Consider the following 26,037-nt stretch of genomic DNA (forward strand, 5'->3'; position numbering starts at 1 on the left):
GGGCGGAGTATGGCGCTGGCCTCGGACAGTTCCCGGTGCCAGGGGCAGCGGGTGCGGGCAATGGCACCCCACCATGCAACGAGACTGGACACGGCTTTCCCACAGTTCAGTCATGCCCCCTGCGAAAGAGCCGCGCTCATCCCGCTTGCAGCGATCTCCTGGAAGTGATCGCGGTGTCTGGTGTGCCGTTCCGGCTCATCGAACCGGTGGACAGGCTCATCGGGTGCCGCAGCGATGCGTCACTTGTCGCGGGATCGATCCGGCTTATCGTGTGGGATGTGGGCGATGGCGGCGGATCGGGCGGTTCGTTGTGGCGACGCGCTTGCCTGTGGCTTGGATGGACTGGTGCGCTCGTCGTTGCCGTGGCCGTGGTGACAGCGTTCTTGTGGCCAGCCGCTGACCTGATCGCCGCCCATGACGTGCGGCACATACCTTCGGCCGAGCGCGCCGAGAAGTTGCGGGTGGCGCGGGACGCAGCGCGCGGCAGGATCATCCAGTTCATCGTGGGGTTCGCCGCAGCGGCTGGTTTTGTCTACACCGTGCGTAACTTCGGGCTGGCGCGGCAGCAAAGTGAGTTGAACCGGCGGACGCTGGAGCAGAGCGAGGCGGTGCAGGTGGCTGACCGGTTCGCTCGTGCCATCGATCAGCTCGGTAGTGATGCCGTCGATGTTCGGCTCGGGGCGATCTATTCGCTGGAGAGGATCACCCGTGATTCCCCGCGGGACCAGCCCGCGGTGGTGGATGTGTTGGCGGCGTTTGTCTGCCGGTCCTCGCTGGCGCGTCTTGATGGGGAGGTGCCTCAGGATCTGCAGGCGGCGGTGGCGGTGTTGGCGCGGCGGCAGACAGCCAACGACCGGGGGCGGTTGCGGCTGCGTGGGGCCCGGCTGGCGGGGGTGGAGATGGCCGGGGCGGCGCTGGCTGGGGCGGATTTGGCCGGAGCGGATCTGTCGGATGCCGATCTGCGGGGGGCGGATCTGGCCGGGGCCGACTTGTCCGGGGCGATGTTGCAGGAGGCTGATCTGACGGGAGCTGCCGCGGCCGGAGCTGTCATGGGTGGTGTGGCGGCACGGCGGGTGGTGTTGCGCGAGGCTGATCTGAGGGGTGTGGATCTGACGGAAGCGCAGTTGCCCGAGGCTCAGCTGACCGGGGCGTGTCTGGTCCGTGTGGTGGCAGACCGGGTGCGTTTGACCGAGGCCGATCTGGCGGGGGCCGACTTGACCGGGGCGGTGCTGACCGGAGGCGACCTGACGGGATGTGTGCTCAAGAAAAGCGCGCTGACTGATGTGCGGCTGGATGATGCGACGCTCACGCGGGTGGATGCGCGGGAGGCGGTGCTGGTGCGGGCGCATGCGCCAAGAGCGGTGTTGAGCCAGGCGCGGCTACAGCAGGCTGATCTCAGTGACGCCGATCTCGATGAGGTCAATCTGTCGGGGGCGTTGTTGGAGGGCGCCCGGTTGGACGGGGTGGATCTGACGCGGGTGCGGCGGTCTGGTCTGGCGTTGGAGGGTGCGGTTGCCTCAGCGGGGACTCGGCTGCCGTCGGGATGGCGGCGCGAGGAGGCGACAGGGCGGATCGGTCGTCGCGACAGCTGATCAGGCGGGTGTTTGCCGGAGCCTCTATTGAGAGCGTCTTCCTAGTTCGGCTAGCAGGTGGCCGTGCAAGATCCTGGCGTCGTCGTCATCGGCGGCCGTCATGACCGGGCCGAGGATCGCGGCGGCGGCGGTGGGATCCCCTGCGGCGGCCAGGGCGCGCGCGAGTTCTGTTTTGACCATCCGGTCGCCGGGCAGGCGCGCGGAGGCGGCCCGCAGCAGGCCCAGAGCTTGGGCCGAGTCGCCGCGGCGCAGCTCCAGGCGTCCCATCGCTGTCAGCATCGTGCCGACCGCGTGCCGGTCGCGCCGGGCCTCCAGCATGCCAACGGCGCTCTGGTAGGCGTGCTGGGCTTCAGGAAGGTTGGTGGCGGCGGCGATGTTCCCCAAAACGGTGTAGGCGTCGATGCGCAGGCGGGGGTCGCCGGGGCTGTCGGTGAGGACCTGCTGGGCCAGCCGTCGGGCTCTGGAGGTGTCGTCGTCGGCCAAGGCGCGCAGGGCGGCGTCCAGTCGCTGGGCGGGGTCGATGGGGTGCGGGGTGAGGGAACCGGCCCGGCGGGCCAGGTCTTGCAGAGGTTCGGTCAGGCGGGGGTGGTGCAAGGTGTAGGTGGCATCGTCGCCGTCGCGGTGGGCCCGCAGCACCGACTGGTCGGCCAGGGTCTCCAGCAGTGCCGGTGGGACCTGGTCGAGGGTGGTGTGCGGGGTCTGGTCGGGCGGGGCGCAGAAGGTGGCGGCCAGCCAGGGCAGCAGGTCCGCCGGGTCGTGGTCGAACAACGCCGCGACCTGCGATATCACGCCCCAGAGGGCGTGGCTGAGGACCTGGGTGGGTCGGGGGGCGTCGGCCGGGCGCAGGGCGCGGTCGCCGGTGCGCCAGTGCCGCCAGGTGTAGGTGGCCACGAGCTGAAGGTGCCAGGGCAATACGGTGGCCAGCTGGGTCAAGGGCCGCTGCAGGCGGGTGTCGCCGGTGGGGCCGTCGCTGGCCGGAACGGTGCGCAGATCGGTGACCAGGTCCTCAGCTACTGCCGGAGGAATGGTGCGGCCGGTACCGCGCAAGGGGTCGCGCAGTGCCTGCAGCGCGGCGGGTGGGGACAGCGCCGCAATGCTGATTTCAGCGGCAGGGGGGGTGTTCAGTTCGTCGGCCAGGGCAGCGCGCCGGTCGTCGCGGACGCAGAACAGCAGGTGGATTCCGGGTGCCGACAGCAGGTCGGTGAGCAGCTCTCGGCGGTGGGTGGCGCGGTCGCCTCGGAACAGGTCTTCGGCTTGGTCCACCATCACCAGCAGTGGAGTGGTGGCGCGTTCGGTGGCATCGCGCAGGAACTGTCGCATGCCGGCGGGTGGGGGTTGGGAGCCGGGGGTCCAGGTGCGCAGCAGCGTCCGGGTGAACGGGTTGGTGGCGGTGGTGGCCGGTTCGGGAAAGATCGGGCCGCCGCTGACCCGGCCGACGGGCAGGACGGGGGCGCCCAGGGCACGGACCCGAGGCAGCACACCAGCACACAAAAGCGACGTTTTTCCGATTCCGGACGGTCCGGAAACAAGGGTCATCGGTGACGTCATCCACCGGTCGGCCAGTTGCGCCGACTCCTCGGCACGCCCGCGCAACAGCGAACTCTCGCTCTGCCGATAAGGACGCGAACCAGGAAAAGGGCAGAAAGCGCCCATTGTTGTCGCTTCGCCGGCGTTCATGGCCGGAACCTCGAAAGGGACGCCACCACCACCACGATAGAGGACGAGGCAGCGCGCGCGCTTGCCCCCGCCCTCTTACGCGCCGCAACCGCACGGCGCTGTTGTGCGAGCCTCCTGCCAGGAACCGGTCTATGCCCCAAGGGGTCACCTTGGAGTGCCAGCGTCGCGGGTCGGGTCACAGCCTTGGCCTCTCCGAGCTGGTCCGAGCTGGTCCGGGCTAGTCCCAGCTGGTCAGCGCTGGTCGGCGACGGTTCAGAGCTGTCCTCGCAGCCGGCCTCAGAGCTGCTCCCGGTCGGGCTCTGGAGTGTCACCGCCATACAGCGGGTCAGTGGGATCGCGTTCGGCGGTCAGGATGCGTGCGAGGGATCGAGTGAAGCAGATGACGTCGAGTGCATCGATTTCCGACAGCGACCAGCCCCTGCAATCTGTCATTTCGACCTCTATGTCGCGTGGGGAATCCGACATCACACAGGGAACCTTTCCTCGCCTCAGGCAATCATCACCCATCGGCTGAGACATGACCACTGCCTTGCAGGATGGAGATAGCTGCAATCACGTCTACGATGGCCGTGACCACGCGTTGTCGCCTCATGGAGCGAAGATGACCGAGCCAGGGCGCAGGCCCCAGGTGTGGGGTCGGGTCCCACCTCGCAACAAGGATTTCACCGGACGCGAGGAACTGCTGGCCGGGCTCCGCCAGCAGGGCGGCGGCACCACCGCTGTCCTGCCGACCGCGCTGCATGGCCTGGGCGGCGTCGGCAAGACGCAGATCGCGATCGAATTCGCCCACCGCCACAAGAGCGACTACGACGTGGTGTGGTGGATCCCCTCCGATCAAAAGCTCCTGGTCCCCGGGGCCATCGCCCGGCTGGCGCCGCACCTGGGTCTGCCCGAGTCCAACGAGACCGGCGTTGAGGAGACGGCTGAAGCCGTCATCAACGCCCTGCGCGCCGGACAGCCGTTCGAACGGTGGCTGCTGGTCTTCGACAACGCCCACGACCCCGAATCGTTGACCGAGTACATCCCCGACGGACCCGGCGACGTGATCATCACCTCGCGGAACTTCTCCTGGAACGGGGTGGTGCGCACCCTGACCGTCGATGTGTTCTCCCGCCAGGAGAGCCGCATGTTCCTGGACCTTCGGGTCCCCGGCATCATCGGCGACGAGGCCGACGCGCTCGCTGATGCGTTGGGCGACCTGCCTTTGGCCCTGGATCAGGCCGGCGCCCTGCAGTCGGAGACCGGAATGCCGGTCCAGGAATACCTGACCCTGCTCAAGACCAAGACCGGCGAGCTGATGGCCGAAGGCCGCCCGATGGCCTATGACGTGCCTCTGACGGCGACCTGGTCACTGTCGCTGACGCGGCTGCGCCAAGAACACCCCGACGCCGTCGAACTGATCCATCTGCTGGCGTTCTTTGGCGCCGACCCCATCCCCCGCGACGTGCTGGCCGTCGGTCGCCCGGTGGTGGACGACCCCCTGTCATCGATCCTGGCCGACCCGCTGCGTTTCAGCCGCGCCGTTGGCGCACTGCACCGCTACGCCCTGGTCCAAGTCGACCGCGCCGAGCAGACCCTCCAAGTGCACCGCCTGGTCCAAGCCTTGCTGCGCGAGGACGTCAACGACACCGACGCCCACCGCTACCGCTCCAGCGTGCAGCATCTGCTGGCCGCGGCCGCGCTGGCCAAAAACACCGACGACTCAGCCTCCTGGCCCACCTTCGCACGCCTGCTGCCACACATCAGCCCCTCCCAAGCAGTCGAATCGAGCGATCGTCAGATCCGCAGGCTGATGCGCGCGGTCACCCGCTACCTGTACATGTCGGGTAACGCACCTGCCGCCCGCAGCATGGCCCAGCAGTGCCTGGACACCTGGTCGGCCGACCCGGCCACCCCTGCCGAGGACCTGTGCGCCGCCAAACGCCATCTAGGGCTGGCGCTGCGCCTGTCAGGCCACTACCGCCAGGCCTATGAGGTCGACGCCGCGGCACTGGACCAGGCCGTGACGGACCTGGGTGCCGACCACCACGAAACTCTCCTTCTCACCAAGAGCTTCAGCGCCGACCTGCGCGCCATCGGTGAGTTCCCCCGCGCCTACGAGGTCGACGAGCAGCTGGTGGAGCGCCATCGGGCCAAGTTCGGCGACTCCGACGAACGCACCCTCAAAGCCCAAAACAGCTTCGCGCTCGACCTGACGCTGACCAGCCGGTACCAAGCCGCCGAGGACCTGCTCACCCACGTCTACGCAGCGATGCGCGATCTGTACGGCTCCCCCAACCATCCCACGGCCCAAATCGTCATGAACAACCTGATCCGCGTGATCAGGCTGCGCGGCGACTACGCCGAAGCCTGTGAACTGGGCGAAGACATCTACGCCGTCGGCGTGACCACCATGGGCGCCGACCACCCCACCACCTTGAAAGCCGCCAACGACCTGGTCATCGCCCTACGCAAGGCCCAGGGCGGCTCCCCCGAGGTGGTACTGCGCACCGAAGAACTGGTCCAGCGCTACCGGCGGCTGCTGGGCGACCAGCACCCCGACAAGCTGGCCGCCGACATGGCGCTGGTCAACGTCTATCGCGAGGCGGGCCGCCTGGAGGAGGCGGTCGAGCCCGCCGAACTGGTCATCCTCGCCTACGCGGGCGTCTACGGCTCCGACCACCCCTACACCCACGGCTGCCGCGGCAACCTGGCGCTGCTGCTGCGACACGTGGGCCAGATCGACCAAGCCCGCCAGATCCACCAGTTCGTGGTGGAACGGCTGACGGCGCTGCTGGGCGACCAACACCACCAAACCCTGGTGTGCGCCGTCGGCCTGGCCAGCGACTGGGCCGCACTCGGCGAGTGCGCCACCGCAGTGGAACTTGGCGAACGCACCCTGGAACAGCTGAAAAACCTCCTCGGCGCCGAGCACCCCATGACGTTGGGCTGCATGGCCAACCTGGGACGGGACCTGGCGGCCGTGGGACGTCAGACAGAGGCAGTCGACAAGCGCGAGACCGCCTTGACGCTCCTGCGGCGACGCTTGGGCCCCAGCCACCCCGTGGTACTGACCGTCGCAGCGGGCGATCGCCTGGACTTCGACTTCGACCCGCCGCCCATCTGATGCTTCACAACGCACCCTTGAACGCGGCCCTGAACGCGACCTTGCGCCCATGTGCAGCTTCCGGAGGGATGCCACCGCGTCCACCGGCATCGCGCCCACCTGCACCGCGTGCCCACCTGCACCGCAGATTGCCCGCGCCGGGCGTCACCTGAACGGGGCCTCACCGGTGTGAAGCCCGTAGCAGCGACGGTGGCGCTCGGCGGCTCGGTAGGCCATCTCGTTCGCCCGCGCCGGCACCGGCTCGCCCCCGAACTGACCTACCGCCCCCAACACGCCCTCCACGAACCGGTACCCCAGGGGTGTCAACACCGAGCCTTCCAACAGCGACTGTGCGGCCTGCGCCGTGGCCTGCCGCCACCTGACGAACTGCGCGTGCGAGACGTCGTCCTGGTCGACCATGCGTTGGCGATGCCAGAAACCGGTGACGCCCAGGTGCGCGTACACCCCGTGGAGCAACCCAGCTGCTGGGCGGAGATCATGCCGCCAGGGAGCATAGAACCGATCGCCAGAATCCGGCTCGACCAGATCGACCAGATACAGCAGCCCGGTCAGCTTGATGTGCTGCACCTCATGTGCAAGCGCCAAGGCCAACGCTGTGGCGTCAGCAGGCGGAGCCAAGGCCACACAACCGAACGTGGTCCGTGACGTCCCGCTGGTAGGCCACCCACCCAAAGGAGTCAACGGCGTCAGCACCGACACCATCGTCTGCAGTTCCTGGGCGACGGCTCGATGGCAGCGCCACAACAATGCCCACGCCTGTGGCAGCATCGCCTGCCACCGTGCCCGGTCAACCTCACCCAGCCGCGACGCCAGCGCCGCGCTGGAGGGGAACCGGTATGGGTCAAGGTCGTCGATGGCCAGACAGAACCGGGCCCGGCCCTGGCCTGCAGACACGGTGCGCAACCCCTGCCACCGGCCGGTGTCGGCGCTGGGATCTGGCGGCACCGTCACCGTCGTTCCCTCAAACGTCAGCGTCGTGCCCGACGAGGCGACCCGAACCGTGCACATGCCCTCGTCCGCAGGCCCACCAAGCAGCGCACGTCCGAGCGAGGGCAGCACCGCCATTCCGCCCTTGACGGGAATCGCGGTTTCCAAGGGCAAGCCCGCCCGGACAGCCGCCGCCGCAGCTACCGCTGCCATTGCTTCTGGTCGTGCTCCTTGCGACAGCACCACCGACAGCGCCCACGCGCCGACCGCGGGATGGCGCACTACCTGATCCACCGGCCCGGGAGCGGCGGAGTGGATACGCGCCAACTGCATGAACGCCGTCCGCACCGCTTCAGATGAGGGCTCCTCGGCCACGGCGCGCAAGAGCATCATGTGTCGCCCGCGCGCGACCGAGGTAAGAAACCGACCGGCTGGCGCTCCGCCGCCGCCAGCGGCCAGGTCGTCAAACATCCGGCCCGGCACCACCAGGGGGCGGCTCCTGCCATGCTGCGAGTGAGGGCCTCGAGGATGCCCGGGTCCGTTCCCTGCGGCTCCGGCACGCATCTACGTCCCTTCGATGTCCCAGCCGCCCGACTCCCCCACCGACGCGGCGTTTCCCGTTATTTGCGCCGATTGTGTGACAGCGAAACAAGCCTCGCCACAAGCGGTCTCGCCTTTGAGTCAAACGACCCACATCAGATGCGCCCACGTTCTGGCCAAGATGGCCAACGCCTCGTTCTCTGGCTTGCAGCGCTTTGGCACAACCGTCGGTCCGTCGCCGACGATATGCGCCAAGGCGGCCTCACCCGGAACCGTCTGCGGAGTGATGTCACCTCCGGTCGTCCACTCCCCCGGCCCCTGCACGTTGCGGGCCCGTACCCGCAACCGGTAGCCCGATCCGTTGGTCAGGCCGGTGACTACCAGTTCGGGGGCGGTCGCGGTGAGCGTGTCGCCCGTCTGGCCGTTGGAGTTCAGCACCTGGACGTCGGAGCCGGTGATCCCAGACCGCTGCCGCTCCAACCGAATTGCGCCTAGATCCAAGCAGCGTAGATCAGCGACCGTCACCGCGCGTCGTCATCGTGCGCCTCGGGGCTGGAGCCATAGGCGGTCCTAAACGCATCAACAGCGGTTCCAGCGCGGCTGGTGGTCGGGTAGAGCGTCCAGCCGAACGCCGGGTCGCCCCATCAGCCGCGGTCAAAGGCGATGATCCCGGTGATAACCGGGACCTTGGCTCCAGGGTCGATCAGCGCGTGGAGCACCCACAAATTCCCCAGGCTCAGGGACGGCGCGGTGACGGTGTTCAGCGTCGCACGCCGCTGCCGGACGGCGGCGATCACCTGCCGCAGGTCGCCCGCGTCCAAGCCCGCCGCCTGCATGTCGGTGGCGATGACGGTCAGCCCGTCGAGGATCGCCGCGCTTCAGGTCGGGTGCCAGGGGCCGACGACGGACTGAACCGATCGCGGTTGCCGGGGATCTGGCGGACGGTGCGGGTGATCCCGCCCAGCTGGGCGTAGAAGTGGGGCCAACTTTGCTGGGGGAAGTCGCGCAGAGCGTCGGATGCCGAGACGCCGGGCAGCAGGGTCTGCATCATCCAGTCCCGGTCGATCACCTCGCCGGTGAAGTCGGCGAACAGCAGTCTGGGGGTGGGGATCGCCAGTCCGGCCAGAAACGGGGCGGTGGCGTACTCGTTGCGCAGCAGCTCGCGCTCGCTGCGGGCTTGGGCGCTGGGGTGCGGCGCGATGCGCAGCACGAACGGTTCCTGGCCGTCCATCTGGACCCGCAGGACGGTGTTGTAGAGGCCCCTGCCGAATTCGACGGCCTGGCGCACCTGGGCGTTCACGCCGAACGCGCGGTGGCACATCGCTTGGATCTGCCGGTCGGTGACCGGCAGATGGATCTCCACTTCGGCGCTGCGATAGGGGCCTGCGGCAAAGCAGGCCCACACCGAGCCAGCACATTGATTCCTTTGTGCAGGTATCGGTAGGCGGTAGCCTGCCAGACGTGTGCATCACGAACCAGCCGGGGCATGCGGGTAGGGTCACGGAACCAGTGCAGCATCGACACAATCTGGCGGAATTGTGTCAGCACATGGGAATGGCTAGGCGCCCCAAGGATACATCGATGTGCGACCAAAATACCGCCGAGAACTGAATGGTCATCAGACGTCAGACATAGCCCGATAGGACCCCCTAACAGACACATGAAAGGATTGAGGAAAGGTGACACCGTCCACCTTAACCACCCCTTCGCGGCGCCCGTATCGGCGATACTTCACCTTTTCTCCCGATCGCTCGATAAACCATTTTTCGGAATACCTTAGCGACTCAATCATTCAGTGACGACAACTTTGTTCGGCGACGGCGACGTCAAGAGGAGTCCAATGATTGTAAAAATAGCTACCATCCCACAAAAGGCTCCGACTTCAGAAGGGGAGAAGCCAAAAACACTCTCCTGACGGACGACATAAAATGCCATGAAGAAACAACCTGGGCGAATGAAGAAGAGTCGCCTGGTTCTCATTACAAAAAGTTGATGAACCAGCAGGAATCCGGGAACGAAGAGCCAGACTAGAGATTGGCGACTGGCCAACCAGAAGCTCGGAATCAGCACTAGGGTGACAAGAGCCACTAGCACGGAAACCCGTATGCACAGATCTATGGCGATCCGACGTCGAACGGCAGCCAGAGACTTCTTAGGCTTGCCTCTCCAGCGAAGGAAGCAACCTATCGCAATCTTGCCGAAGTCAAACTGCTTCTCTTCGTTCGATTCAGGGTCGTATACGAGCATCGACGCGCTGCCGTCTCGCGAGTAGAAAACGATACCGGCAGGGGCCCGCCCCCTCAGCCATCTTCGGCTTTCAAGGAGGTCCATTAGCCAATATGGACTGCACCATGTGGCCAGCACAATGATAGCCTGAGCCAGAGCCCAGACCGCCCATCCAATCAACAAGCTTTCCAGGATAGCTCTTATATTCTCACCCAGCCACCCCATCGTTTTCCTCCAAGGTACAGATCAGTCGAACAAAACATCAGCAAACTCACCCAGAACGCTGTTGCCTCTTTCGCTGCCACCCGAACCATGCAAGTAAATATAGGGATCATCTGGATCGAAGGAAGAACCTCCATATCCTTTTTTATGCCCGCGCAGCCATTCCCATATCTGGCCAACGAGATCGTCTACCCGGGTCGCCACCAGCCCTCCAGAGACCCAGAGCGCCCATTTCAAAAGATTCTTGGAATTCACCTTTGCCGGTGGTTCGGGGTAGCCACAAGCGACCGCTATCGCTGACAGGCACGCACCGGCACCTTTGGGGTCGCATAGATCCTCGAGGAGCCCGAGGATTCCCGGAGCGAAGGGCATGGTCGCCATGTATCGAGCGAAGATCTCCGCGCTCACCTTTTGTCGGCCGTACTTCTCCATCGCCTCACGGGTCTGCTCAACCATGTGAACCGTGGCTGGGGACGATATTTCGGCGAGCGCTTCCTGCCACCCTTCGGGAAGGCGTCTCTCTGCAACGACCGGCCAGAGCATATAGACCGCAAAATCCATGAACACGGCGCTTGGGAGCGCCTCGTCAGGAAGGCTTGACGCGCGATAGATATACTGGGCGGCTCCAGCAGATATCAATCTCCTCAGATGCGCGAGAGCAGAAGTTTCCAGGGTTGGCTCAGTGAGCCCTTCGACGAGATCAGCCAGGTTTCTCTCGTACTTCGTTCGCGTTCTGCGACTGCAGGGAAGCGCATTTTCCGCCACCATTTTTCGATACTCGGTCAGCAGGCGCTCAGCCCACCTCCTCAACGCTGCGGGGTTCATAGGCCCGTCGGCAAGGCCGCCCTGGTGATGATGATGGATCACATACTGCTTGCCATAGGCTACGTAGGAACGGGCATGCCCGTCCGCCATAGCGGTCAGATTGACGTCGCCTTTAGCTGCCCTCTTAAACATCAATCTCGTTCGTTTATGCGCTGATCACCGGCGGACTGGTAAGATCTTCCTTGGCCCGAAACCCTGGAATGCATGTTCACGGTACGGAACTTGCCGTCGCCTTCACCGTCCCCGTCTTGCCGAGCCAGGTCCCTGGAGGGGACTAGGCCGATGATCGTACAAGCCAATCCTGCAGTCGCCACCAGTGCTCCGACGACACTGGCGACCTTGTCCGCCTTGTCAAGATCCATCGTGAGGAAGTAGATTCCCAGGCCGATGGCAGCCAGCGCCATGACACCCACACCCGTACAGACCAGCATCCGATTGGTCATACGGAATGATTGCATAGCACCAAGATCCTTAGCGACTTCCTGAAGGGAAGTAGTGAAGTCTTCTCAGCAGCATGGGGCGTGCAGCAGGGAGCCTTTCCAACAGCCTCTTCGGGGTTGCTAGTCACAGCATGATCGCGGACGGTGTGGCTGGCCGTGGACGTGAAGAAATCCCTGGCAGGAGAGATGGTCTCTGATCTCCCCCCCACCAGCGGTTTCACATGCTGTTCTATCGTGCTTCGCTGCCGTTGTCGCGTTCGACCCCGAACTATCTGACCGGCGTGATCTGGCGGGAACGGGCAAACTGAGGTCTTTCCAACCTCAGTTGGCGTGATGGTGCAGGGCGAGGATCGCCTGGACGATGGAGGTCAGGCGGCTGGGTAAGCAGTTCCCTGTCCTGGCACTGGATCGGCGGCCCCGACTCCGCCTGAGTCCCGCAACACCGAACCGCGCTGTCAGGACCGACCGCTCACCGCCCACGGCCGCAGTCCCGTTACGACGTCAGCCAGATGCTGCCGCATTTGGACACAGGCGATGCGGGCGACGGGACGCCGGAGCCGGCGTGCGCCACCGCCCACCTGTGACTTCTCCACAACTCGTTCTGGAACCGTCTCCCCAGGAACAGGCGCCCAGGACACGGAACAGTGGCTGGTGCGGGTAGGTCAGGCCGGTCCCGCCTCTCGCATTCTGCTGACTACGCGTTGGGGAGGCTCCATGGATGTTCCGCTTCCGGACAAGCCGCTCGAACAGTGGGTGGGCTCGTCGGCCGACCCGGAAGGGGCCGCCGGTGACTTTCTGGGGGAGCTTGACGTCTGGGGTCTGCTGTCAGGGGTCCGTCTTCGGTCCGGCGTCCAGACGCGAGACGCCCTGGGCGTCCTTGCGCAGCTCGTCAGGGACGGGCGGATACCGCTGCCCGAGCTGCGATACCGCGCCGTGCGGTTGCTGCTGGACGCAGGCCGCAAGCCCGAGTTGCCCGCCCGGCCCGAACCGCAGCACCGATCTAGAGGCGGTGTGCCACTGGTCGTCGTGCCGGGGCGAGGGTTCGGGGTGGGTCCCTTCTTCGTCGTAGAAGCCGAACATGCCGTGGCCGGTGGTGGCGATTTCGGTGTGACTGTCCAGGAGTTGAGGGGTCATGGTGACTCCGTATCGGTCGGGGTATGGGCCAGCCGCCCGACCGGGGACGGTCGGGCGGCTGGCAGGTGATAGCGATTACATGTGCTTTTGGCACTGGCTGAAGGACGGCGGGATGCTGGGGGCGTTCGGAGCATCCCCAACGTGCGCGGGGCCGACTACGCCGCACCGAACGAACCGACTGAAAAGCAGGGAGCATCCCCGCGTGCGCGGGGCCGACACGTCCACGATGGCGATCAATACCGTGTCGTACGGAGCATCCCCGCGTGCGCGGGACCGACAGCAGGCACCGCACCGTGACGGGCGGGCCGTACGGACCATCCCCGCCTGCGCGGGGCCGACCCCGGCACAGCCGGTGAAAACTGCCCCGGTACAGGACCATCCCCGCGTGCGCGGGGCCGACGGGACCTGGTGGAGCGGCTGCCCCGTCTGGCCGGGACCATCCCCGCGTGCGCGGGGCCGACGAGCGCTGGCGTGGGCGGGCGTCGCCGCCCAAGGGACCATCCCCGCGTGCGCGGGGCCGACGCTTGTTGACCTGTAGTGACGCCGACGTGGGTCTACGTTTTCATTCAGTTGTTTCACGAGACTCAGTGTCGAGTCATTCGGGGACGGGCGGAGGGACTGCGAACAGCGCCGCCGCCTCATCAGCCAGGTCCTGCCACCCCATGGTTTCGAGAAGCGCCTTGGAGAGGCCCGCCAGGATCTCCAACCGGTCGGAGTCCTCGTGGACACGATCCACGAGGGAGACAACAAGGTTGGCGAATCTGGTCACGGCATCGTCCTGAGAAGCGGCGTTCACAATCAAAGGACGAACCATCTCGTCGAACACTTGCCACGACGTCTCTGGCTGCTCCCCCTCCAGATTGCGCTGCAGCCACCACAGCTGAGCCGACCGGGGATCGGCAAGGGTGACGTCGCGGAGGAATCCGAGCCGGTCATGGGTCACAGCCTCCTCCAGGCGGGCGAGGCGGCGTGCTTCGTCGAAGCGTTCCGCCTTGACCATGTCCGCAGGTGCCAGGGAGAGGCGGAGTTTTCCCTTGAACTTGACGTGGTGCTCCTCCGATGCCTGCCAACCCCCCAGTCTCAACGCAATCTGTTGTTCAGCGTCGAAGACAGCCGCCGGCGCGCGTTGGCCTGAGATACCGCTGGCCAGGTCATGGACGGCGGCCAACGCCGCCGCGCGGGCGACCGCGGTGGGGGCGTCTCTGCCCGGCCCGTCGGTGACGCGCCGGAACCAGATGCGGCCGCTAGCGGTAAAACGGACGCCGGGTAGGTTGGTAGGCAGGAGTGCGGCAAACCGGGCTGTGCGCGTTTGCCTCATCCCCCAGCCGTCAGCCCGTCCGAGCATCCGTTTCCGCTTCCGGAGTCAGCTTGAGCGCTCTGGTCAGCACGCGGCCCCAGAAGGTGTCGAGACCCGGGTGGGCGCTGGCCAGCAGGAAGCGCTGGATCACCGGATCTTGGACCCTGGGAGCATAAGCTCCGGCGAACACGTCGACGGTGGCCTCCTCGTCCAGACGTCCCTGTTCAACCAGGGCCGCCCAGACGTTCATGATTTCTATCGCGGTTTGGCTGGTTGTGGGATCGCCGAGCGCGGTGTCGAAGTATCTGGTCAAATCTTTTCTGAACTTCGGGTTGCCTACGTGCTCCCCCGTTCGGCCATAAAGGATCTCCGCCCCCTGATCCTGGGAGGCCAGCGCGAGGAAGGCATTGTTCCCGGCGCGCGCCCATGTCGTTCCGGTGGACCAGAGCCGGATCGCCTCCAGGACCTGAAGCGGGTGGTGGCTCGCGAGGTTGGTGAAGGCGTTCGCGAGCGCCGAGCTTCCAGGGCGGGACTTCTGTGCGGCTCGGCGGAGCCTTACCAGCGCCATGTCCGGTTTCTCGATTCCGAAACGGTCGCCGCACACCTCAGCCACCAGGTCGATCGTCTCCTGCGAGGGGGATGCCAGCCAGGTGTACAGGCGTCCGCGCACGTGCGCGCCGAACTGCGGATCGAGTGCGGCACGGGACAGTGCCCGCACCGCGAGCGGGCGGCGCTCTCCGGTCAGCGTTGTGCGGATGCTCCGTAGCAGTTCGTCGTCGCGGTACTGGATCACCAGGTCGAGCACGGCGTCGAGTACGCGGGCGGCGTCCTCGTACTCGAGAGTGGCGGCCTGGTTCACGACCCAGTCCTTGAGGATGTTGGTCTGATCCTCATACTCGTCCCACAGGTGTCGGCGGACGGCGGCGGCCAGCCCGTGCTGTTCGGGGGCAAGCCGGACGCGATCGCCCTCGGTCTCGATCTTCGCTTCTTTCAACCGTTTGGAGGCGGGGGAGTCGCCCAGAATGTCCGCGGGGGTGCGGCGCTCCCCCAGCTTCCGGCGCAGGTCTTCCGACATTCGCATGACGGACTTGCGCTGGCCACCGTCACAGAAGGCGCTCGCCCAGAGCAGGGCGCGGGGGCCAAGAGTGGCGGGTAGTTGGTCGTTGATCCAGTTCCGCCAGTCCTCGTACTCGGCGACGATGCGGCCGGGGTCGGCAGCAGAGGCTGCCGTAATGATCCGTGCGAGTCGACGGGCGTCCTCCGCCCTCGGATTCGACTTCCAGATGGGGGCGAAGGCGGGGTCCTGAAGGAGGGGGACGAGGTCCGGGTGTCCGTTTATGCTCAGTTCGCGCTCGGTGAGCCGTAGTGCGTCAGGGGACCCGATGCGCACCGCGACATCGTTTGCGCCGTGGGTCCAGCGGCCGTTCCACACCTCTTGTGTGGTGATGACGACCAGGAAAATCTGCTGGTCCTTCGCCCATTGGAGCAGTTGTCCGCCGAACTGGTCGACTGGACGTTGCTCTGTGGGGTCGCTCAGGTCGAGCAGGTATCCGTATCCGGGCCTCACCGGGGGCAGTAGTTTCGCCCGGGGGCGCGACCAGACAGGTTCGAGCTCGTGGATGGGGTCGATACCGCATGCCTGACGCAGCCGGCGCAGGGCGGCGGTGCGCCGGCCGCTGCCGCGTTCACCGACCAGCACAAGGAGCCGCTCCTGCTTGAGGAGGTCAAGAGTTCTCTCCCAATCACCGGACGGAGGAACGAAGCGCTCCTGCGCACAGGAGCTGAAGTCGCCGACGGGTACGGGACGTATCTCGATGAAGTCGTCGCCGTTCTGGAAGATCTGGGTCTGGGCTACGAAGGCGGTGGCGCGGTCGTGGACGTTCACGCCCATGTCGTAGGTCATGGGATTTGCCTTCCTCGGGGGGTGGGAAGCCGATCAACTTCCGATGCGGAGGTTGTGGAACTCCTGGCGTTCACCGGCGAACACGGTGCCCGGGCCGGTGTTGGAAACGGTGATCGAGGCACCGGAACGTTGGACGGTCCCCTCGAGGGAAGCCAACCGAATGCCGTACCGTCCCCGAAGCTCCCTACGGAGAAGGTCGGCGTCGACGTGACCGCTTCGCGGGCCATGCTCCTGCGCAAAGCCGCACAGATGCTCCATGATGTCGGCAGAGGTCCTGCCAGCTCGAGCCGCCAGGGGTGCCAGCCCGTCGAGTTCCGTCTGCCAGTCTCGGTCGTCCGGTCCGGTGAGAACCTGCCAGACATGCAGACTCGCCAGTAGGCGGTGGGTCAGAGGTGCGGCAGCCTGGTCATCGACCCCGCCCGCTGCAGTGGCCACCGTGGCGTTCACGTGGTCGTAGCGCGTCCGGAGCCTTTGATGGGTGATGCCGGCACGGAGCAGGCTTTGGAGCCCGTGGTGGTCGGTGTGTGCTCGCGCCATCTCCGTCAACTCGGCGAGCTCCGACAGCTCGCTCGTCGGCGCGCCAGCTGCCAATCCCATCAGAAGTGATCCGTCGTCCAGCTCGTCGGGGTGAGTCCGGCATACATCCAAGGCCGTCGTCATCACCTTGATGAACTCGGCGTCCCGGCGGGTGATCTGGAGACGACGCTTGACCTGGATCTGGATACTCGGGCCGTCGCCGTCGGGACCGGCGTGGGCCACGATGTCGTCGAAGGGATATCCCTCGTTGCGCTGTTGGAGGGCCACCCGCTCGAGTGGCAACTGGATCCCGACTGGCACGTGGGCCCCGCGCAGCAAGCGGCTGAACATCAACGCCGCTACGCGATACTCGAAGACGACGCCGGCCCCGCCTGTCGAGAGTGGAGAAGTGAGCTGCCCCGTCATTGACTCCCCGCTTCGCTGTTGTGACATCGCAAGTTGAGATTAGAGAGGGGGTCTGACAGAACAGCGTTTCCCCTGTTAGAAGTAGAGATACGCATCGGTCAGGATCCCCTCTCCCCATCGGTCGATCGAACCACGGCCGGGCCTGCTCCAGATAGACGTCGGCAGTGATCATGCCATCGTCCGGCAGCGACAGCTCGAACAAGCAGAGAGCGCAGGCAGTACCTGAAAAGCTGCCCGGTACGCTGGCCGCTGCCTAGATCAAGGCACTGGCCGTTTCCCAGCGCAACTCCGCCAGGCAAAGAGCGGCTCAACGGAACCGGTAGAACAACGCATCGTCCAATGGTCCCCTCGGGGAGCGCACCGGAGGCTCCAGAGGTGCCAGGTGACGCATCAGCGGTGTTGCCACCGAGATCAGCGTGTAGATCAAACAGTCTTTTGATCAGCCCATCGGCCAGGTCAATGTGGTCAAGGCAGGAAAGCAGCCGCCCAGCCTGGCCGCTCCCTGCCTTGTGTCTGGGTTTGGCCCTCCGGCCAGCAGCCGTGAGCCGCTGGTCCCTTAGTCTGTCTGTATGACGGCACAGCCTGAAGGTCCCTCTGCGCCAGCACGGCAGGTGGAGAAGAACTTGCGCGCTATCCGGGCCGCGTTGACGGCGTCGCGGGATCGCGAGGCGTTCGACGCAGGGCTGAAGAACGTCCTCGATGAGGTCCGGGTCAGTTTGGATCTTGGGTCGTTGAACGAGTTTGTGCATCGGTGGTGGATTACCGCCTGTGCCTCGGTGGCCGACCCGGTCGGCCGGGAAGGCATGCACACCCGGGCCGACCAGGTACGGGCGGGACAGACGGTGCCGCGAGGGCGATCATGGCGCGAGGTGCTGGCCGAGCGGGAGGGTTCCCGGTAAGTGTTCGAGGTCATCCTCACCCCGGAAGCCGAGGACACCATCCTTGCGCTGCCCGAGGAAGCGCTCGGGCCGCTGGCGGCCTTGTTTGAACTACTGGAACTGGCACCAGGCAGCGGGCACCCGTTCCATCCGGCCAATCCCACCGGCAACATGCTGACCCACGCATTCGGGGAGTACGGCCTGGCCACCTACATCGTGCTGGAGGAACAGCGCGAGGTATACGTGCTCCGCATCGAATGGGTATGACGAGGAGAGTTTCCCTGAGCTGCTCGGTGCGCATCCAGTAGTTCTGCCACGGGTGCACAAGGGCGGCCGCGTTGGCTGGCGGGCTTCCGGCGCCGCCCTCGCACTTGATGGCAGCCGTGTCGGCTTGGTTCCCGGCTTGGCACGGGTGCACAAAGCGGGCGCACAACAGCTATGGGCAACCGAGAGCGTAGGAGGAAGACGCGCCAGCCATGGTCGGCTGATTCGCTCCCCCAGCCTCACGGTGAGGTGTCGTCGCACGCCTTGGACCTGACTGAAACGGCACCAAGTGGCCATCAGATGCGCGGGCCAGGTCGATGTAGTGGCGCCTGACCCGGGTCGGTGGCATCGAGGCGGGCAGCCAGGGTGAGCGCGCAGGTGCATACTGCCGGGCAGCGCGGCCACAGCCGGAGAGGCGGCGACGGCATGGTGGACCACATCGGCGCGGACGCGGTCCAGGATCTGCAGGCCGTGGTCGTAGTCTCCGGCGGTCGGGAAGGAGTTGATCCGTGTCCAGTCGGCGAGGCCGACCCGCCGCCCTGCTCATATCGCATGCCTCCGGCGTACCGCACACCAACCCGGACGTCACGATCCCACGCAACTCCAACAGTCAAGGATCAGCAGCACTTCCGGGCGGTGGTTGAGGCGTTGTTCGGGGCCACGGTCGAGTTGGGCGCAGACCACCACCGGCATGTTCAGGTCGCGGCGCAGGTTGTGCTGTCGCAACTGAGACGGCGGCCCTCGTGCCCTCGACACTCTGGGGCTTTCGGGGGAGAGGACGGCTGGTGAGCGCACGAGGTCACTCCCGTTGTTCTGTTTGGTGTGCGGCCTCGTACTCGGCAACCAGGCGGCCGGGGATGCGGTCGTATTCGTTGATCTTGATGTCGTGGCTTTCCGCCCACGCCCGGACCGTTTCGAGCGCGATCACCTGTTCGCGGGTCTCTCCGGTCGCGGCTGCGTAACGCTCCTTGACCTGCAACGGGATCCGGCTGTGACTGTGATGCGCTGGTCGCATGCCAGGGTCGCAACATGGTCTCGTAGTCGATGATGGCCTGTTCTCGTGGGTTAAGGTCCTCGCTCATTCCTGCCCCTCTGCTGGGTACACCTCGGCCACGTACCTGTCGACCATGTGCCCGGGGATGCGGCCGAACTCGTTGATCGGGATTCCCTGGCCTTCGTACCAAGCCCGGATGTCGGCCGCATGTGCCGCCTCCCATGCATCGCCTGTGTGGTCGTCGATAGGGATGCCCTGGTTCCTTGCCCAGGCGTGGACGATTGCGATGTACCGGTCGGTTGCGGCGTCGGTGGGGGTCTGCGGCTGGGGTATGGGTTCCGCTGGGGCCGGCCAGAAGCGGGCGACGTACAGTTCGGCGCCTTGGGCCTGCTCCCATTCCTCATCGTCGGCGTTGCGCGCTTGGAGGTCGCGTTCCTTGGCGGCCGCGAGCGAGCGCCGGTACCCGAGCAACTGGAGGTGGTAGCGGCCCGGAGGAATTTTGAACACGCCGGGTTCGGCACCGGCGGCCACCGCCATCAGGCCCAGGGATCCCTCTCCGTTGATTTCGAATGTGGGCGTGGCCGCGACTTCGGGCAGGTCGAGTTCGTCATAGACGTCGTGCGACGGCAGCCGGTCCCAGCGTTCGAAACGGATGGCAGGGGCAGGGTGCTGACAGACCGGGTAGATGCGGACCGCGCCGCTAGAGGCGGTGTACCACTGGTCACCGTGCCGGGGTGGAGGTTCGGGGTAGGCGCCTTCTTCGTCATAGAAGCCGAACATGCCGTGGCCGGTGGTGGCGATTGCGGTGTGGCTGCCGAGGAGTTGGGGGGTCATGGTGACTCCGTATCGGTCGGGGTATGGGCCAGCCGCCCGACCGGGGACGGTGGGGCGGCTGGCAGGTTACGGCGATTACATGTGCTTTTGGCACTGGCTGAAGGACGGCGGAGTGCTGGGGGAGTTCGGATCATCGCCGCATGCGCGGGGCCGACACCGGCAAGAGGGCCCGCAAGCTGGGCAAGGACGGAGCATCCCCGCGTGCGCGGGGCCGACGTCTCCGGCGTCACGGACTTCCTGAGCATCCTCGCAGCATTCCCGCGTGCGCGGGGTCGACGGAGCACACGTGAAAGTTCCGCGTCCATACGGCGGACCATCCCCGCGTGCGCGGGGCCGACACCAGGACGAACCAGCCGTTGCCGGTGCGCAGGGAACCATTCCCGCGTGCGCGGGGCCAACCCACGCAGGATCCGCCTTGGTTGGACCGGCGGCGGACCATCCCCGCATGCGCGGGGCCGACGCCTCGGTGTCGGGCTGGGTGTGGATGAACATCGGACCATCCCCGCGTGCGCGGGGCCGACCGGTCATCGGTGGTCCGGGGGTGGGGTGTCGAAGGAGCATCCCCGCGTGCGCGGGGCCGACTACAGGGCGGCGTTGGCCGCCGACAGCATGCGGTTGAGGTCGTCGCCTGCGGCGAAGGTATCCCCAGGCTTGTATTCGCGGCCGTTCCGGGGGACTCCGGTGCGCTGGGCATGCGCCTGGTACAGCTTGCGGATGCGTGATCCTTCACGGCCGCGTAGCTGTTGCATGCTCTTGGCCGAGACGTCTTCGCCGGGGAAGCGCATGCTATACATCGCGCGCGCCACGTTGAGGCGTTCTTTGGGGCGGGTGATCAGCCATGCCTGACGGTGCAGGAGTCCGGCGCCGCGGCTGGGGCCCAGGCCGGAGGCGTACATGCGCACGCCTTGTTCGCCGACCTAGCTGACGGTGGTGCCGGAGTCGGCCAGCAGGGCGATGGCTGCGTGGGTGGCTCTGGTGCCGGGTCCCAGGAGCATGGTGGCGACCATGGCGGCCGGGACGCGGACCGTTTCGAGTTTGTTGACGATGACGACGGCGTTTTCGTCCCGGTCGACGTGGCAGCGTTCGACGTAGACGCTGGAGACGCGGTCGGTGAGGCGGTGCAGGTCGTGGGGGTGGGCTTTCCACCAGATGTCGGCCACTAGCGCAGCTTTCTGGGGGGTGCGAGGGTGAGCAGGCCGCAGCCATATGCCTTGGCGGGGCCGATGCCGGCGAGGAGTCGCTCGGTGAAGACGCCAACGTCAGTGATCTCCAGCAGGCCCTCGAAGGTGGCGGTGTGCAGGATGACGGGCTTGGGGTTGTCGGGCTTGTTGAACGTCAGTCGGTCGCGGCGGGTGATGAGGAGCTCGTGGGCGGGGCGCATCTGGATGTCGTCGGCCAGGTCGGGGATGCCGGTGTCGGTTCTGGCCTCGGGAAGACGAAAACCCCAGCGCTGGGTGCGTTCGGTGAACCACTGGAGTTGTGCTGCGGCGGTGCGGTGGCCCAGCCGTTGGGCGCGGTGGCTGCCGAGGGCTTGTTTCTCCAGCTGTCCGGGCGTGGGTTTGTGCGGTCTGAAGGTGTTCTGGATGGGGTTGGCGGTGACACGGAAGGCGAACTGGCGACCGGTGGCCAGTTGGGCGAGCAGCGGGGTGTAGTCGCGGACGGCGGCGTGTTCTCCGTCGGCGTCGGGCCAGCCGGCGCTTTCCACGATGTGGGTCCAGTCGGGCTTGGACCGGGTGAGGGCGAACAGCATCGGGCGGCGGGGGTTGTCGGTGTCCAGTCGCCACAGGGCGCGTTCTTGGGTGGGGTGGTCGGGGACGCCTCCCATGACGGCGGCGTGCAGGATGCGCGGGTTGGCGAGCATCTTGCGGCTCGCCTCGCGCAGCGGGTTGATGCGGATACGTGACAGGTAGGTCATGGTCACCAGCCCAGCAGGGCGAAGGGGTCGTGGCCGCCGTCGGTGGCGTCGGGCTTGTTGGAGGGGGGAAGTCCGGTCGGGACGGTGAGCCAGTCGTGGGTGATGCGGCGGGTGGTGAAGCGGCGATCGCGTGGATCAAAGGACAACGGGACATCGCCTGCGGTGTCGGGGCCGTTGATGTCCTCGATGGTGGCTGACAGATTGATGCGTTCGGGGTGGGCCGAGGTGCGGTGGTAGGCCTGGCGGGCCACCTCGCTCGCCTGCCAGGGCACACTCGTCAATGCCTCCCGCAGGCTGTGGTGGCGGATTTCCAGCAGGATCGGCTGGGTGGGGACGCAGGAGCGCCGTCCCAGCGCCAGGGGGAAGGCGGGGTGCCGCACGGCGTCGGCGAGTGTGGTCAGCAGTGCGGTGGGGCCGGTGAGCGCGGCGACAAACACCGCGTCCTGCAAGTAGAAACGCTGGGTGACGTGGGTGTACTTGGCGGGTCCGGTGGGTTTCTGGACGCCTTTGGCGTTGACGCCGGCTTGTGGCAGTGGCCGTCCCCGGTAGTCGCTGACGGTGTGGTAGTCCCGCAGTAGCGTGCCGGGGGCGTCGACGCGCACGCCCATCTGCAGGTCGCGTAGGTCATCGATGGGGTCTTCGCGGCGGCGGCCCGCGGCGGCGGCCAGCAGCCCCAGGACGCCGGACTTGGTCGGCTCGGGGCGGGTCTCGCGGCGGTTGAAGGCGCTGCGGTCACCCCACGATTGCAGGGGGCCAGCTAGGCGCAGCAGCAGGGTGGCTTGGTGGTCGGTGGTGTCCATCAGGCCTGCTTGGTGTGCTCGACCAGGTGGGCGCGCAGTCCGGTGAGCAGGTCCCCGAACCTCTGGGAGGTACCAAAGGCCTCGGTGACGGCGATGGCGTGCCGGGTGTCGGGGTCCAGGGTGTGGGTGACGGCGGTGTAGGTGGGCTCGTCGCCCCACTGCTGGGTGGCGCGCTGGTGTTCGCGGGCCAGCCGGAGGGCCGATTCGGCGGCGATGCCCTCGGTGGACACGACGGGGCGTTCGAATGCCGACACCAGGTTGACGGGCTGGTCCCGGCGGGCGACCACCGTCAGCAGGGTGGGCAGGGTGCGGTGTGCAAAGGAGTTGCCGTGGCCTGTGGGCATGGCGCGGGCGAAGGAGGCGAGGAACAGCTCGACAGCCTCCAGGGTGGCATCGAGGTTGCCGAGGTTGTCGTGGAGCTGGTGGAGCCCAAGGGTGGCGTAGCGATACAGGGTGGCGGAGTTGAACCCGATGGTGCCGATCATTCCGGCGCCGGTCTCGCCTTTTTCGTTCTTGTCGTCCACGGCGGTGAAGTAGTCGAACTCCAGGTCGGCGGCGTGGGTGGACAGCGCGTGGGCGACCTGGGTGGCGGCGTCGACGTTGAGGGTGGGGATGTCGGCGACCATGCGGCCAAACAGCGCCACGTCGATGGGGTGGCCGGCGGTGAGTTTGTCGGCGATCGGCAGGTCCTTGACGGCGGCGGCCAGGGCGTCGTCGGTGGCCTCGGCCAGTTCGGCGGCCTGGTCGGCGACCAGGTCGACGATGGTCTCCAGTTGACGGTTGCCGTAGAACAGCAGGTAGGCGGTGTCGCCTTCCTTCTTGCCCGCCTTGATGCCCAGCGGAGCCAGCAGCGCCCCGGCGACGCGTGCGGCGGCGTCACCCTGCAGGTCGGTGCGGGCGGCCAGTCTGCGGGTCAGTTCGGCGGTCACCCGTCGGGTCCGCGTGGCCAGTTCCTCTTGGGGGACCTTCTCGGCGAACTCCTTGCGTGTGGCCCGCTTCCATGCCTGAGAGGAGACACGGGCGCGGCGCACTCCCCCGAACATCGCTTCCTTGGGGTTGCCCTGGTCGTCACGGTTGAGGTTGGCCGGGGGCACCGTCTGCAGGATGTGGACGTCGAGATAGAGGCGCTTGAGCATGAGGTTCTCCGAATGGGGTGGCAGGCGGCGCGAACGCCGAGTTCAGGTGGGGTGAAGGTTCTTGGACAGTGGCTGGGGTCGTGCCCGGCTACTTGTCCTTCAGGTTGTCCTTCGGTTCGGTCGGCTTCTCCCAGGCGTGGTAGTCAACGCCCCAGGCGCGACGCACGCGGGGGCGGCGGTCGGCGCGGTACCAGGCGCCGATGTCGTCCATCAGCCGGTCGTAGTCCAGGGGTTGGCCGATGTCGCGAAGCTGGGTGATCAGCCCGCGTAGTCGCATCAGCAGCGCCGGGACGCTGGTGGCGGTCGCCAGTGCGGCGACGCGGGCATCGACGGCGTCCTCGCTGAACTTCTCGCTCTTGCGCAGGGCGCGCAGCGCCGTGCCGAGTCCGATTCCGGGGCGGTGCATCGGCCGGTCTTGGGACTGCTGGTGCAGCCCGTACAGGGCGAGCGCGGCGTGTTCGGCGGCCTGCTCGTAGGACAGCTCGCCCTTGCGCGCCAGGTGCTCATCGGCATCGCAGGTGTAGTGACGCCACAGCCGTGGGACCGAACCGGGCAGCTGGCCGAGCCCGGCACGGAAGTCGGCCAGGTCCTCCCCCGGTGGTTTCTTCGGCTTGCCGTAGGTGGGGTCGATGCGCCAGGTGCCGTCCTGGCGCGCGTGCTGGTTCCAGTACCGCTGGGACTTGTCGGTCATGGGCTTTACGCTCCGGCCGTCAGGGGCTGTGGTTCGGGATCCTGGTGGACCGCGCGCCGGTCCTTGGCGGCCTGCCGATGGAATTCGGCGGCGCGCGGCAAGATGGCGGTGAGTCGGCGGCGGAATTGTTCGTCGGCCGCGCCGGGTCTGCAGGTCACGGTGGTCCCGTTGTCCTGGGTGGTCTTTCGGCCGAGGAAGGACCCGGCAGGCAGCGCGGCGAACAAGGTGTCGACGATCTGCCAGGTCTTGGTCCAGGCCACCTTCTCCCAGGCGAGCTGGCCTGCCTCCAGCCGCTTGTGATCGTCGGCCTCACGGCGCACCCCCAACAGGACCCGGCGCACCAGCGGGTCCAGGGCGTGCAGGACCCGTTCGCCGGGACGCTGCCCCTTGTCCCAGGGGATCGGGTCGGCGCCGGTGGCTTTGCGGAGATCGTCAGACAGCCGGTTGACGGCTTGGGCGAGTTCCTCGGCCTGGCGGGTGATGTCCAGCAGCATGTCGTAGGGCAGGCTGCCCGGTTTCAGAGCCGCCACGGCCAAGGGCATGGCGTCGTGGATGACATCCTCTACGACTGCGGACTGGTTGCCGTAGACCATTCCGAACGTGGCCACCCGGAGGGGGTACCCCTCGGGCATCCGGTCCTGTAGATCACCGATCTGCCGCAGCAGCAGGCTCGTCTCGGGACCGTTCTCGCCCTGATGGGGGGGCTCCAGGGTGAGGAAGGCGTCCAGTCCCCTCCAGATCGCTTTGCCGGGCTGGTGGCGGCGGGGCTTGCGTTCGCTCGCCTTCTTGGAGATCTTGCGGAAGTTCCAGGTGGTGTGGGGTTCCCATTCGGGCAGGCTGCGTATCCGGTCCCCGGCGCACACCACAACGCGGGTGACGCGGATACCGTCGGGCGTCTGTTGGGGGATCAAGCGGATGCGACGGGACTGCCAGGTCCACAAATCCAGAAGGCCTGGGGGGTCGAAAGTGTCCCAGGTGCTGTTGGCGGGGTCGCGTTCCCAGTGGGGCTGGCCTCTGCCGCCGGGCGGCCCGATGGGAAGGTTCAGCATCAACGTCTCATACAGGTTGGTGCCGATCGGCATGACGACGCCGAGCTGCCCGAGCGGTCCGGTCGGGTTGCCAGTGGTCTTGCCCGCCTTCGCCTTGGGATCGTTGGCGGCACCGGTCTTGATCGCGGCAGTGTCCCAGCAATGGGCATGCAATAGCCAGTGGACGGCCTTGGCGGGCGTCAGCGGCAGCGGGTCGGCCTCGCTGCGCGCAGAAAAGAGCGGCACGTTGTTCCCGGTCGCGGCCGTCGCCACCAGCAGGGCCGCCCCTTTGGTCTCGTCCTTGGCCGTCCGCAGCCCGCCGACCTGAGCGAAGGGCGTGCGCGGGTGGAACAGCTCAAAGCGGTCCCGGTGCTTGTCCAGATAGTCGCTGATCTTCTTGCGCTCGGTGGAGGAAAAGTACCCCGCTCCGAATCGGTCAGCCCATTCGTGCTCGTTGGCCGGGGCTCCCAGAGCCGCGACCATCACCGGCAGGAAAAGCTGGCGGAACAGCACCGGTGTCTGGGTGGGCAGATCCACGACCGGCTCTTCGTACCGCTCGGCGTCCAGCAGGGCTTCCAGCAGGCTCACCTCGACGGATTCACCGTCACGCCCGCGCAGCACCAACCAGCGCTCGTCAATCAGGTTGAACACAATGACAACCTTTGA

Annotated in this window: 25 protein-coding genes and 2 CRISPR repeat arrays; of the genes, 4 read left to right on the plus strand and 21 right to left on the minus strand. The window is 66.6% G+C overall.

Annotated elements, in window-relative coordinates; all coding sequences use genetic code 11:
• The first annotated feature begins 164 nt into the window (after nucleotides 1-164).
• Nucleotides 165-1,592 carry a pentapeptide repeat-containing protein gene (locus AKI01S_RS26190; RefSeq protein WP_067823504.1) on the plus strand — a complete coding sequence of 476 codons (1,428 nt, stop codon included), beginning with the start codon at nucleotides 165-167 and terminating at the stop codon, nucleotides 1,590-1,592.
• A 24-nt stretch (nucleotides 1,593-1,616) separates the two neighbouring features.
• On the opposite strand, the gene AKI01S_RS26195 is transcribed toward AKI01S_RS26190, so the two are convergent.
• Both AKI01S_RS26195 and AKI01S_RS26200 read right to left on the minus strand, forming a co-directional pair.
• A complete protein-coding gene (locus AKI01S_RS26195) occupies nucleotides 1,617-3,269 on the minus strand; it encodes a tetratricopeptide repeat protein (protein WP_369688742.1) in 1,653 nt (550 codons plus the stop codon).
• Nucleotides 3,270-3,545: 276 nt separating this feature from the next.
• Complete coding sequence (locus tag AKI01S_RS26200; RefSeq protein ID WP_157420155.1) at nucleotides 3,546-3,788, minus strand: hypothetical protein; 243 nt, start codon at nucleotides 3,786-3,788, stop codon at nucleotides 3,546-3,548.
• A gap of 82 nt (nucleotides 3,789-3,870) precedes the next feature.
• On the opposite strand from AKI01S_RS26200, the gene fxsT reads away from it, so the two are divergent.
• A complete protein-coding gene (gene fxsT / locus AKI01S_RS26205; protein ID WP_067823513.1) occupies nucleotides 3,871-6,375 on the plus strand; it encodes an FxSxx-COOH system tetratricopeptide repeat protein in 2,505 nt (834 codons plus the stop codon).
• 144 nt (nucleotides 6,376-6,519) lie between these two features.
• Here fxsT and AKI01S_RS26210 read toward each other — a convergent pair whose 3' ends face one another.
• The 11 genes from AKI01S_RS26210 to AKI01S_RS26250 form a co-directional block, all read right to left on the minus strand.
• The gene (locus tag AKI01S_RS26210) at nucleotides 6,520-7,773 is read right to left on the minus strand and encodes an HEXXH motif domain-containing protein (RefSeq protein ID WP_067823572.1); all 1,254 of its coding nucleotides are present in this window, start codon (nucleotides 7,771-7,773) and stop codon (nucleotides 6,520-6,522) included.
• A gap of 210 nt (nucleotides 7,774-7,983) precedes the next feature.
• A complete protein-coding gene (locus AKI01S_RS26215) occupies nucleotides 7,984-8,367 on the minus strand; it encodes a fibronectin type III domain-containing protein (RefSeq protein WP_067823516.1) in 384 nt (127 codons plus the stop codon).
• 119 nt (nucleotides 8,368-8,486) lie between these two features.
• Nucleotides 8,487-8,663, minus strand: coding sequence for a hypothetical protein (locus AKI01S_RS26220; protein ID WP_157420156.1), 177 nt, complete (start codon nucleotides 8,661-8,663; stop codon nucleotides 8,487-8,489).
• Between the two features lie 32 nt (nucleotides 8,664-8,695).
• Entirely contained in the window at nucleotides 8,696-9,205 is a 510-nt protein-coding gene (locus tag AKI01S_RS26225; RefSeq protein WP_067823521.1) for a phosphotransferase family protein, read from the minus strand.
• A 425-nt stretch (nucleotides 9,206-9,630) separates the two neighbouring features.
• A complete protein-coding gene (locus tag AKI01S_RS50860; RefSeq protein WP_157420157.1) occupies nucleotides 9,631-10,293 on the minus strand; it encodes a hypothetical protein in 663 nt (220 codons plus the stop codon).
• A gap of 21 nt (nucleotides 10,294-10,314) precedes the next feature.
• Nucleotides 10,315-11,205 carry a hypothetical protein gene (locus AKI01S_RS50865; RefSeq protein WP_169814018.1) on the minus strand — a complete coding sequence of 297 codons (891 nt, stop codon included), beginning with the start codon at nucleotides 11,203-11,205 and terminating at the stop codon, nucleotides 10,315-10,317.
• Nucleotides 11,206-11,246: 41 nt separating this feature from the next.
• Nucleotides 11,247-11,573, minus strand: coding sequence for a hypothetical protein (locus tag AKI01S_RS26230; RefSeq protein WP_157420159.1), 327 nt, complete (start codon nucleotides 11,571-11,573; stop codon nucleotides 11,247-11,249).
• 807 nt (nucleotides 11,574-12,380) lie between these two features.
• Nucleotides 12,381-12,689, minus strand: a complete 309-nt coding sequence (locus tag AKI01S_RS26235) for a hypothetical protein (protein ID WP_067823527.1) — start codon at nucleotides 12,687-12,689, stop codon at nucleotides 12,381-12,383.
• A gap of 189 nt (nucleotides 12,690-12,878) precedes the next feature.
• Nucleotides 12,879-13,212: a CRISPR direct-repeat array (repeat unit 29 nt; unit sequence GGACCATCCCCGCGTGCGCGGGGCCGACG).
• Between the two features lie 72 nt (nucleotides 13,213-13,284).
• Complete coding sequence (locus tag AKI01S_RS26240; protein WP_157420160.1) at nucleotides 13,285-14,007, minus strand: hypothetical protein; 723 nt, start codon at nucleotides 14,005-14,007, stop codon at nucleotides 13,285-13,287.
• 10 nt (nucleotides 14,008-14,017) lie between these two features.
• The gene (locus AKI01S_RS26245) at nucleotides 14,018-15,889 is read right to left on the minus strand and encodes a hypothetical protein (protein WP_067823533.1); all 1,872 of its coding nucleotides are present in this window, start codon (nucleotides 15,887-15,889) and stop codon (nucleotides 14,018-14,020) included.
• 33 nt (nucleotides 15,890-15,922) lie between these two features.
• Nucleotides 15,923-16,831: a hypothetical protein gene (locus tag AKI01S_RS26250; RefSeq protein ID WP_067823536.1), complete on the minus strand. Its 909-nt coding sequence runs from the start codon at nucleotides 16,829-16,831 to the stop codon at nucleotides 15,923-15,925.
• Between the two features lie 569 nt (nucleotides 16,832-17,400).
• On the opposite strand from AKI01S_RS26250, the gene AKI01S_RS26255 reads away from it, so the two are divergent.
• Nucleotides 17,401-17,730, plus strand: coding sequence for a DUF6247 family protein (locus AKI01S_RS26255; RefSeq protein WP_067823539.1), 330 nt, complete (start codon nucleotides 17,401-17,403; stop codon nucleotides 17,728-17,730).
• Nucleotides 17,731-17,976 carry a hypothetical protein gene (locus AKI01S_RS26260; RefSeq protein ID WP_067823542.1) on the plus strand — a complete coding sequence of 82 codons (246 nt, stop codon included), beginning with the start codon at nucleotides 17,731-17,733 and terminating at the stop codon, nucleotides 17,974-17,976.
• A gap of 796 nt (nucleotides 17,977-18,772) precedes the next feature.
• Here the strand turns inward: AKI01S_RS26260 and AKI01S_RS26265 are convergent.
• The 8 genes from AKI01S_RS26265 to casA form a co-directional block, all read right to left on the minus strand.
• Nucleotides 18,773-18,952, minus strand: coding sequence for an Lsr2 family DNA-binding protein (locus AKI01S_RS26265; protein WP_067823545.1), 180 nt, complete (start codon nucleotides 18,950-18,952; stop codon nucleotides 18,773-18,775).
• 99 nt (nucleotides 18,953-19,051) lie between these two features.
• A complete protein-coding gene (locus AKI01S_RS26270) occupies nucleotides 19,052-19,801 on the minus strand; it encodes a hypothetical protein (protein WP_067823548.1) in 750 nt (249 codons plus the stop codon).
• A gap of 131 nt (nucleotides 19,802-19,932) precedes the next feature.
• Nucleotides 19,933-20,383: direct repeats of the CRISPR family, unit length 24 nt; unit sequence CATCCCCGCGTGCGCGGGGCCGAC.
• A gap of 335 nt (nucleotides 20,384-20,718) precedes the next feature.
• Nucleotides 20,719-20,961 carry a CRISPR-associated endonuclease Cas1 gene (locus AKI01S_RS52905; RefSeq protein WP_218009807.1) on the minus strand — a complete coding sequence of 81 codons (243 nt, stop codon included), beginning with the start codon at nucleotides 20,959-20,961 and terminating at the stop codon, nucleotides 20,719-20,721.
• Entirely contained in the window at nucleotides 20,961-21,716 is a 756-nt protein-coding gene (cas6e, locus tag AKI01S_RS26280) for a type I-E CRISPR-associated protein Cas6/Cse3/CasE (RefSeq protein ID WP_067823551.1), read from the minus strand. The genes AKI01S_RS52905 and cas6e overlap by 1 nt, the downstream gene beginning before the upstream one ends.
• A 2-nt stretch (nucleotides 21,717-21,718) precedes the next feature.
• Nucleotides 21,719-22,516: a type I-E CRISPR-associated protein Cas5/CasD gene (gene cas5e, locus AKI01S_RS26285; protein ID WP_067823554.1), complete on the minus strand. Its 798-nt coding sequence runs from the start codon at nucleotides 22,514-22,516 to the stop codon at nucleotides 21,719-21,721.
• Nucleotides 22,516-23,652 (minus strand): type I-E CRISPR-associated protein Cas7/Cse4/CasC, encoded by a 1,137-nt coding sequence (gene cas7e, locus AKI01S_RS26290; RefSeq protein ID WP_067823556.1) that lies wholly within the window; start codon nucleotides 23,650-23,652, stop codon nucleotides 22,516-22,518. Before cas7e ends, cas5e begins: the two co-directional genes overlap by 1 nt.
• 88 nt (nucleotides 23,653-23,740) lie before the next feature.
• Nucleotides 23,741-24,343, minus strand: coding sequence for a type I-E CRISPR-associated protein Cse2/CasB (gene casB, locus AKI01S_RS26295; protein ID WP_067823559.1), 603 nt, complete (start codon nucleotides 24,341-24,343; stop codon nucleotides 23,741-23,743).
• A gap of 5 nt (nucleotides 24,344-24,348) precedes the next feature.
• Nucleotides 24,349-26,022, minus strand: coding sequence for a type I-E CRISPR-associated protein Cse1/CasA (gene casA, locus AKI01S_RS26300; protein ID WP_218009809.1), 1,674 nt, complete (start codon nucleotides 26,020-26,022; stop codon nucleotides 24,349-24,351).
• Between the last annotated feature and the right edge of the window lie 15 nt (nucleotides 26,023-26,037).

This window comes from Actinomadura kijaniata NBRC 14229 (assembly GCF_001552175.1).
Lineage (GTDB): Bacteria > Actinomycetota > Actinomycetes > Streptosporangiales > Streptosporangiaceae > Spirillospora > Spirillospora kijaniata.

Excerpts from the sequence above, each read along its gene's own strand:
- AKI01S_RS26200 (WP_157420155.1), bottom strand. The coding sequence starts at position 3,788 with ATGTCTCAGCCGATGGGTGATGATTGCCTGAGGCGAGGAAAGGTTCCC.
- cas7e (WP_067823556.1), bottom strand. The coding sequence starts at position 23,652 with ATGCTCAAGCGCCTCTATCTCGACGTCCACATCCTGCAGACGGTGCCC.
- casB (WP_067823559.1), bottom strand. The coding sequence starts at position 24,343 with ATGACCGACAAGTCCCAGCGGTACTGGAACCAGCACGCGCGCCAGGAC.
- cas5e (WP_067823554.1), bottom strand. The coding sequence starts at position 22,516 with ATGGACACCACCGACCACCAAGCCACCCTGCTGCTGCGCCTAGCTGGC.
- fxsT (WP_067823513.1), top strand. The coding sequence starts at position 3,871 with ATGACCGAGCCAGGGCGCAGGCCCCAGGTGTGGGGTCGGGTCCCACCT.
- AKI01S_RS50865 (WP_169814018.1), bottom strand. The coding sequence starts at position 11,205 with ATGGCGGACGGGCATGCCCGTTCCTACGTAGCCTATGGCAAGCAGTAT.
- AKI01S_RS26235 (WP_067823527.1), bottom strand. The coding sequence starts at position 12,689 with ATGACCCCTCAACTCCTGGACAGTCACACCGAAATCGCCACCACCGGC.
- AKI01S_RS26250 (WP_067823536.1), bottom strand. The coding sequence starts at position 16,831 with ATGACGGGGCAGCTCACTTCTCCACTCTCGACAGGCGGGGCCGGCGTC.
- AKI01S_RS26270 (WP_067823548.1), bottom strand. The coding sequence starts at position 19,801 with ATGACCCCCCAACTCCTCGGCAGCCACACCGCAATCGCCACCACCGGC.
- AKI01S_RS26240 (WP_157420160.1), bottom strand. The coding sequence starts at position 14,007 with ATGAGGCAAACGCGCACAGCCCGGTTTGCCGCACTCCTGCCTACCAAC.
- AKI01S_RS26245 (WP_067823533.1), bottom strand. The coding sequence starts at position 15,889 with ATGACCTACGACATGGGCGTGAACGTCCACGACCGCGCCACCGCCTTC.
- AKI01S_RS26210 (WP_067823572.1), bottom strand. The coding sequence starts at position 7,773 with ATGTTTGACGACCTGGCCGCTGGCGGCGGCGGAGCGCCAGCCGGTCGG.
- AKI01S_RS26255 (WP_067823539.1), top strand. The coding sequence starts at position 17,401 with ATGACGGCACAGCCTGAAGGTCCCTCTGCGCCAGCACGGCAGGTGGAG.
- AKI01S_RS26195 (WP_369688742.1), bottom strand. The coding sequence starts at position 3,269 with ATGAACGCCGGCGAAGCGACAACAATGGGCGCTTTCTGCCCTTTTCCT.
- AKI01S_RS26230 (WP_157420159.1), bottom strand. The coding sequence starts at position 11,573 with ATGCAATCATTCCGTATGACCAATCGGATGCTGGTCTGTACGGGTGTG.
- AKI01S_RS50860 (WP_157420157.1), bottom strand. The coding sequence starts at position 10,293 with ATGGGGTGGCTGGGTGAGAATATAAGAGCTATCCTGGAAAGCTTGTTG.
- cas6e (WP_067823551.1), bottom strand. The coding sequence starts at position 21,716 with ATGACCTACCTGTCACGTATCCGCATCAACCCGCTGCGCGAGGCGAGC.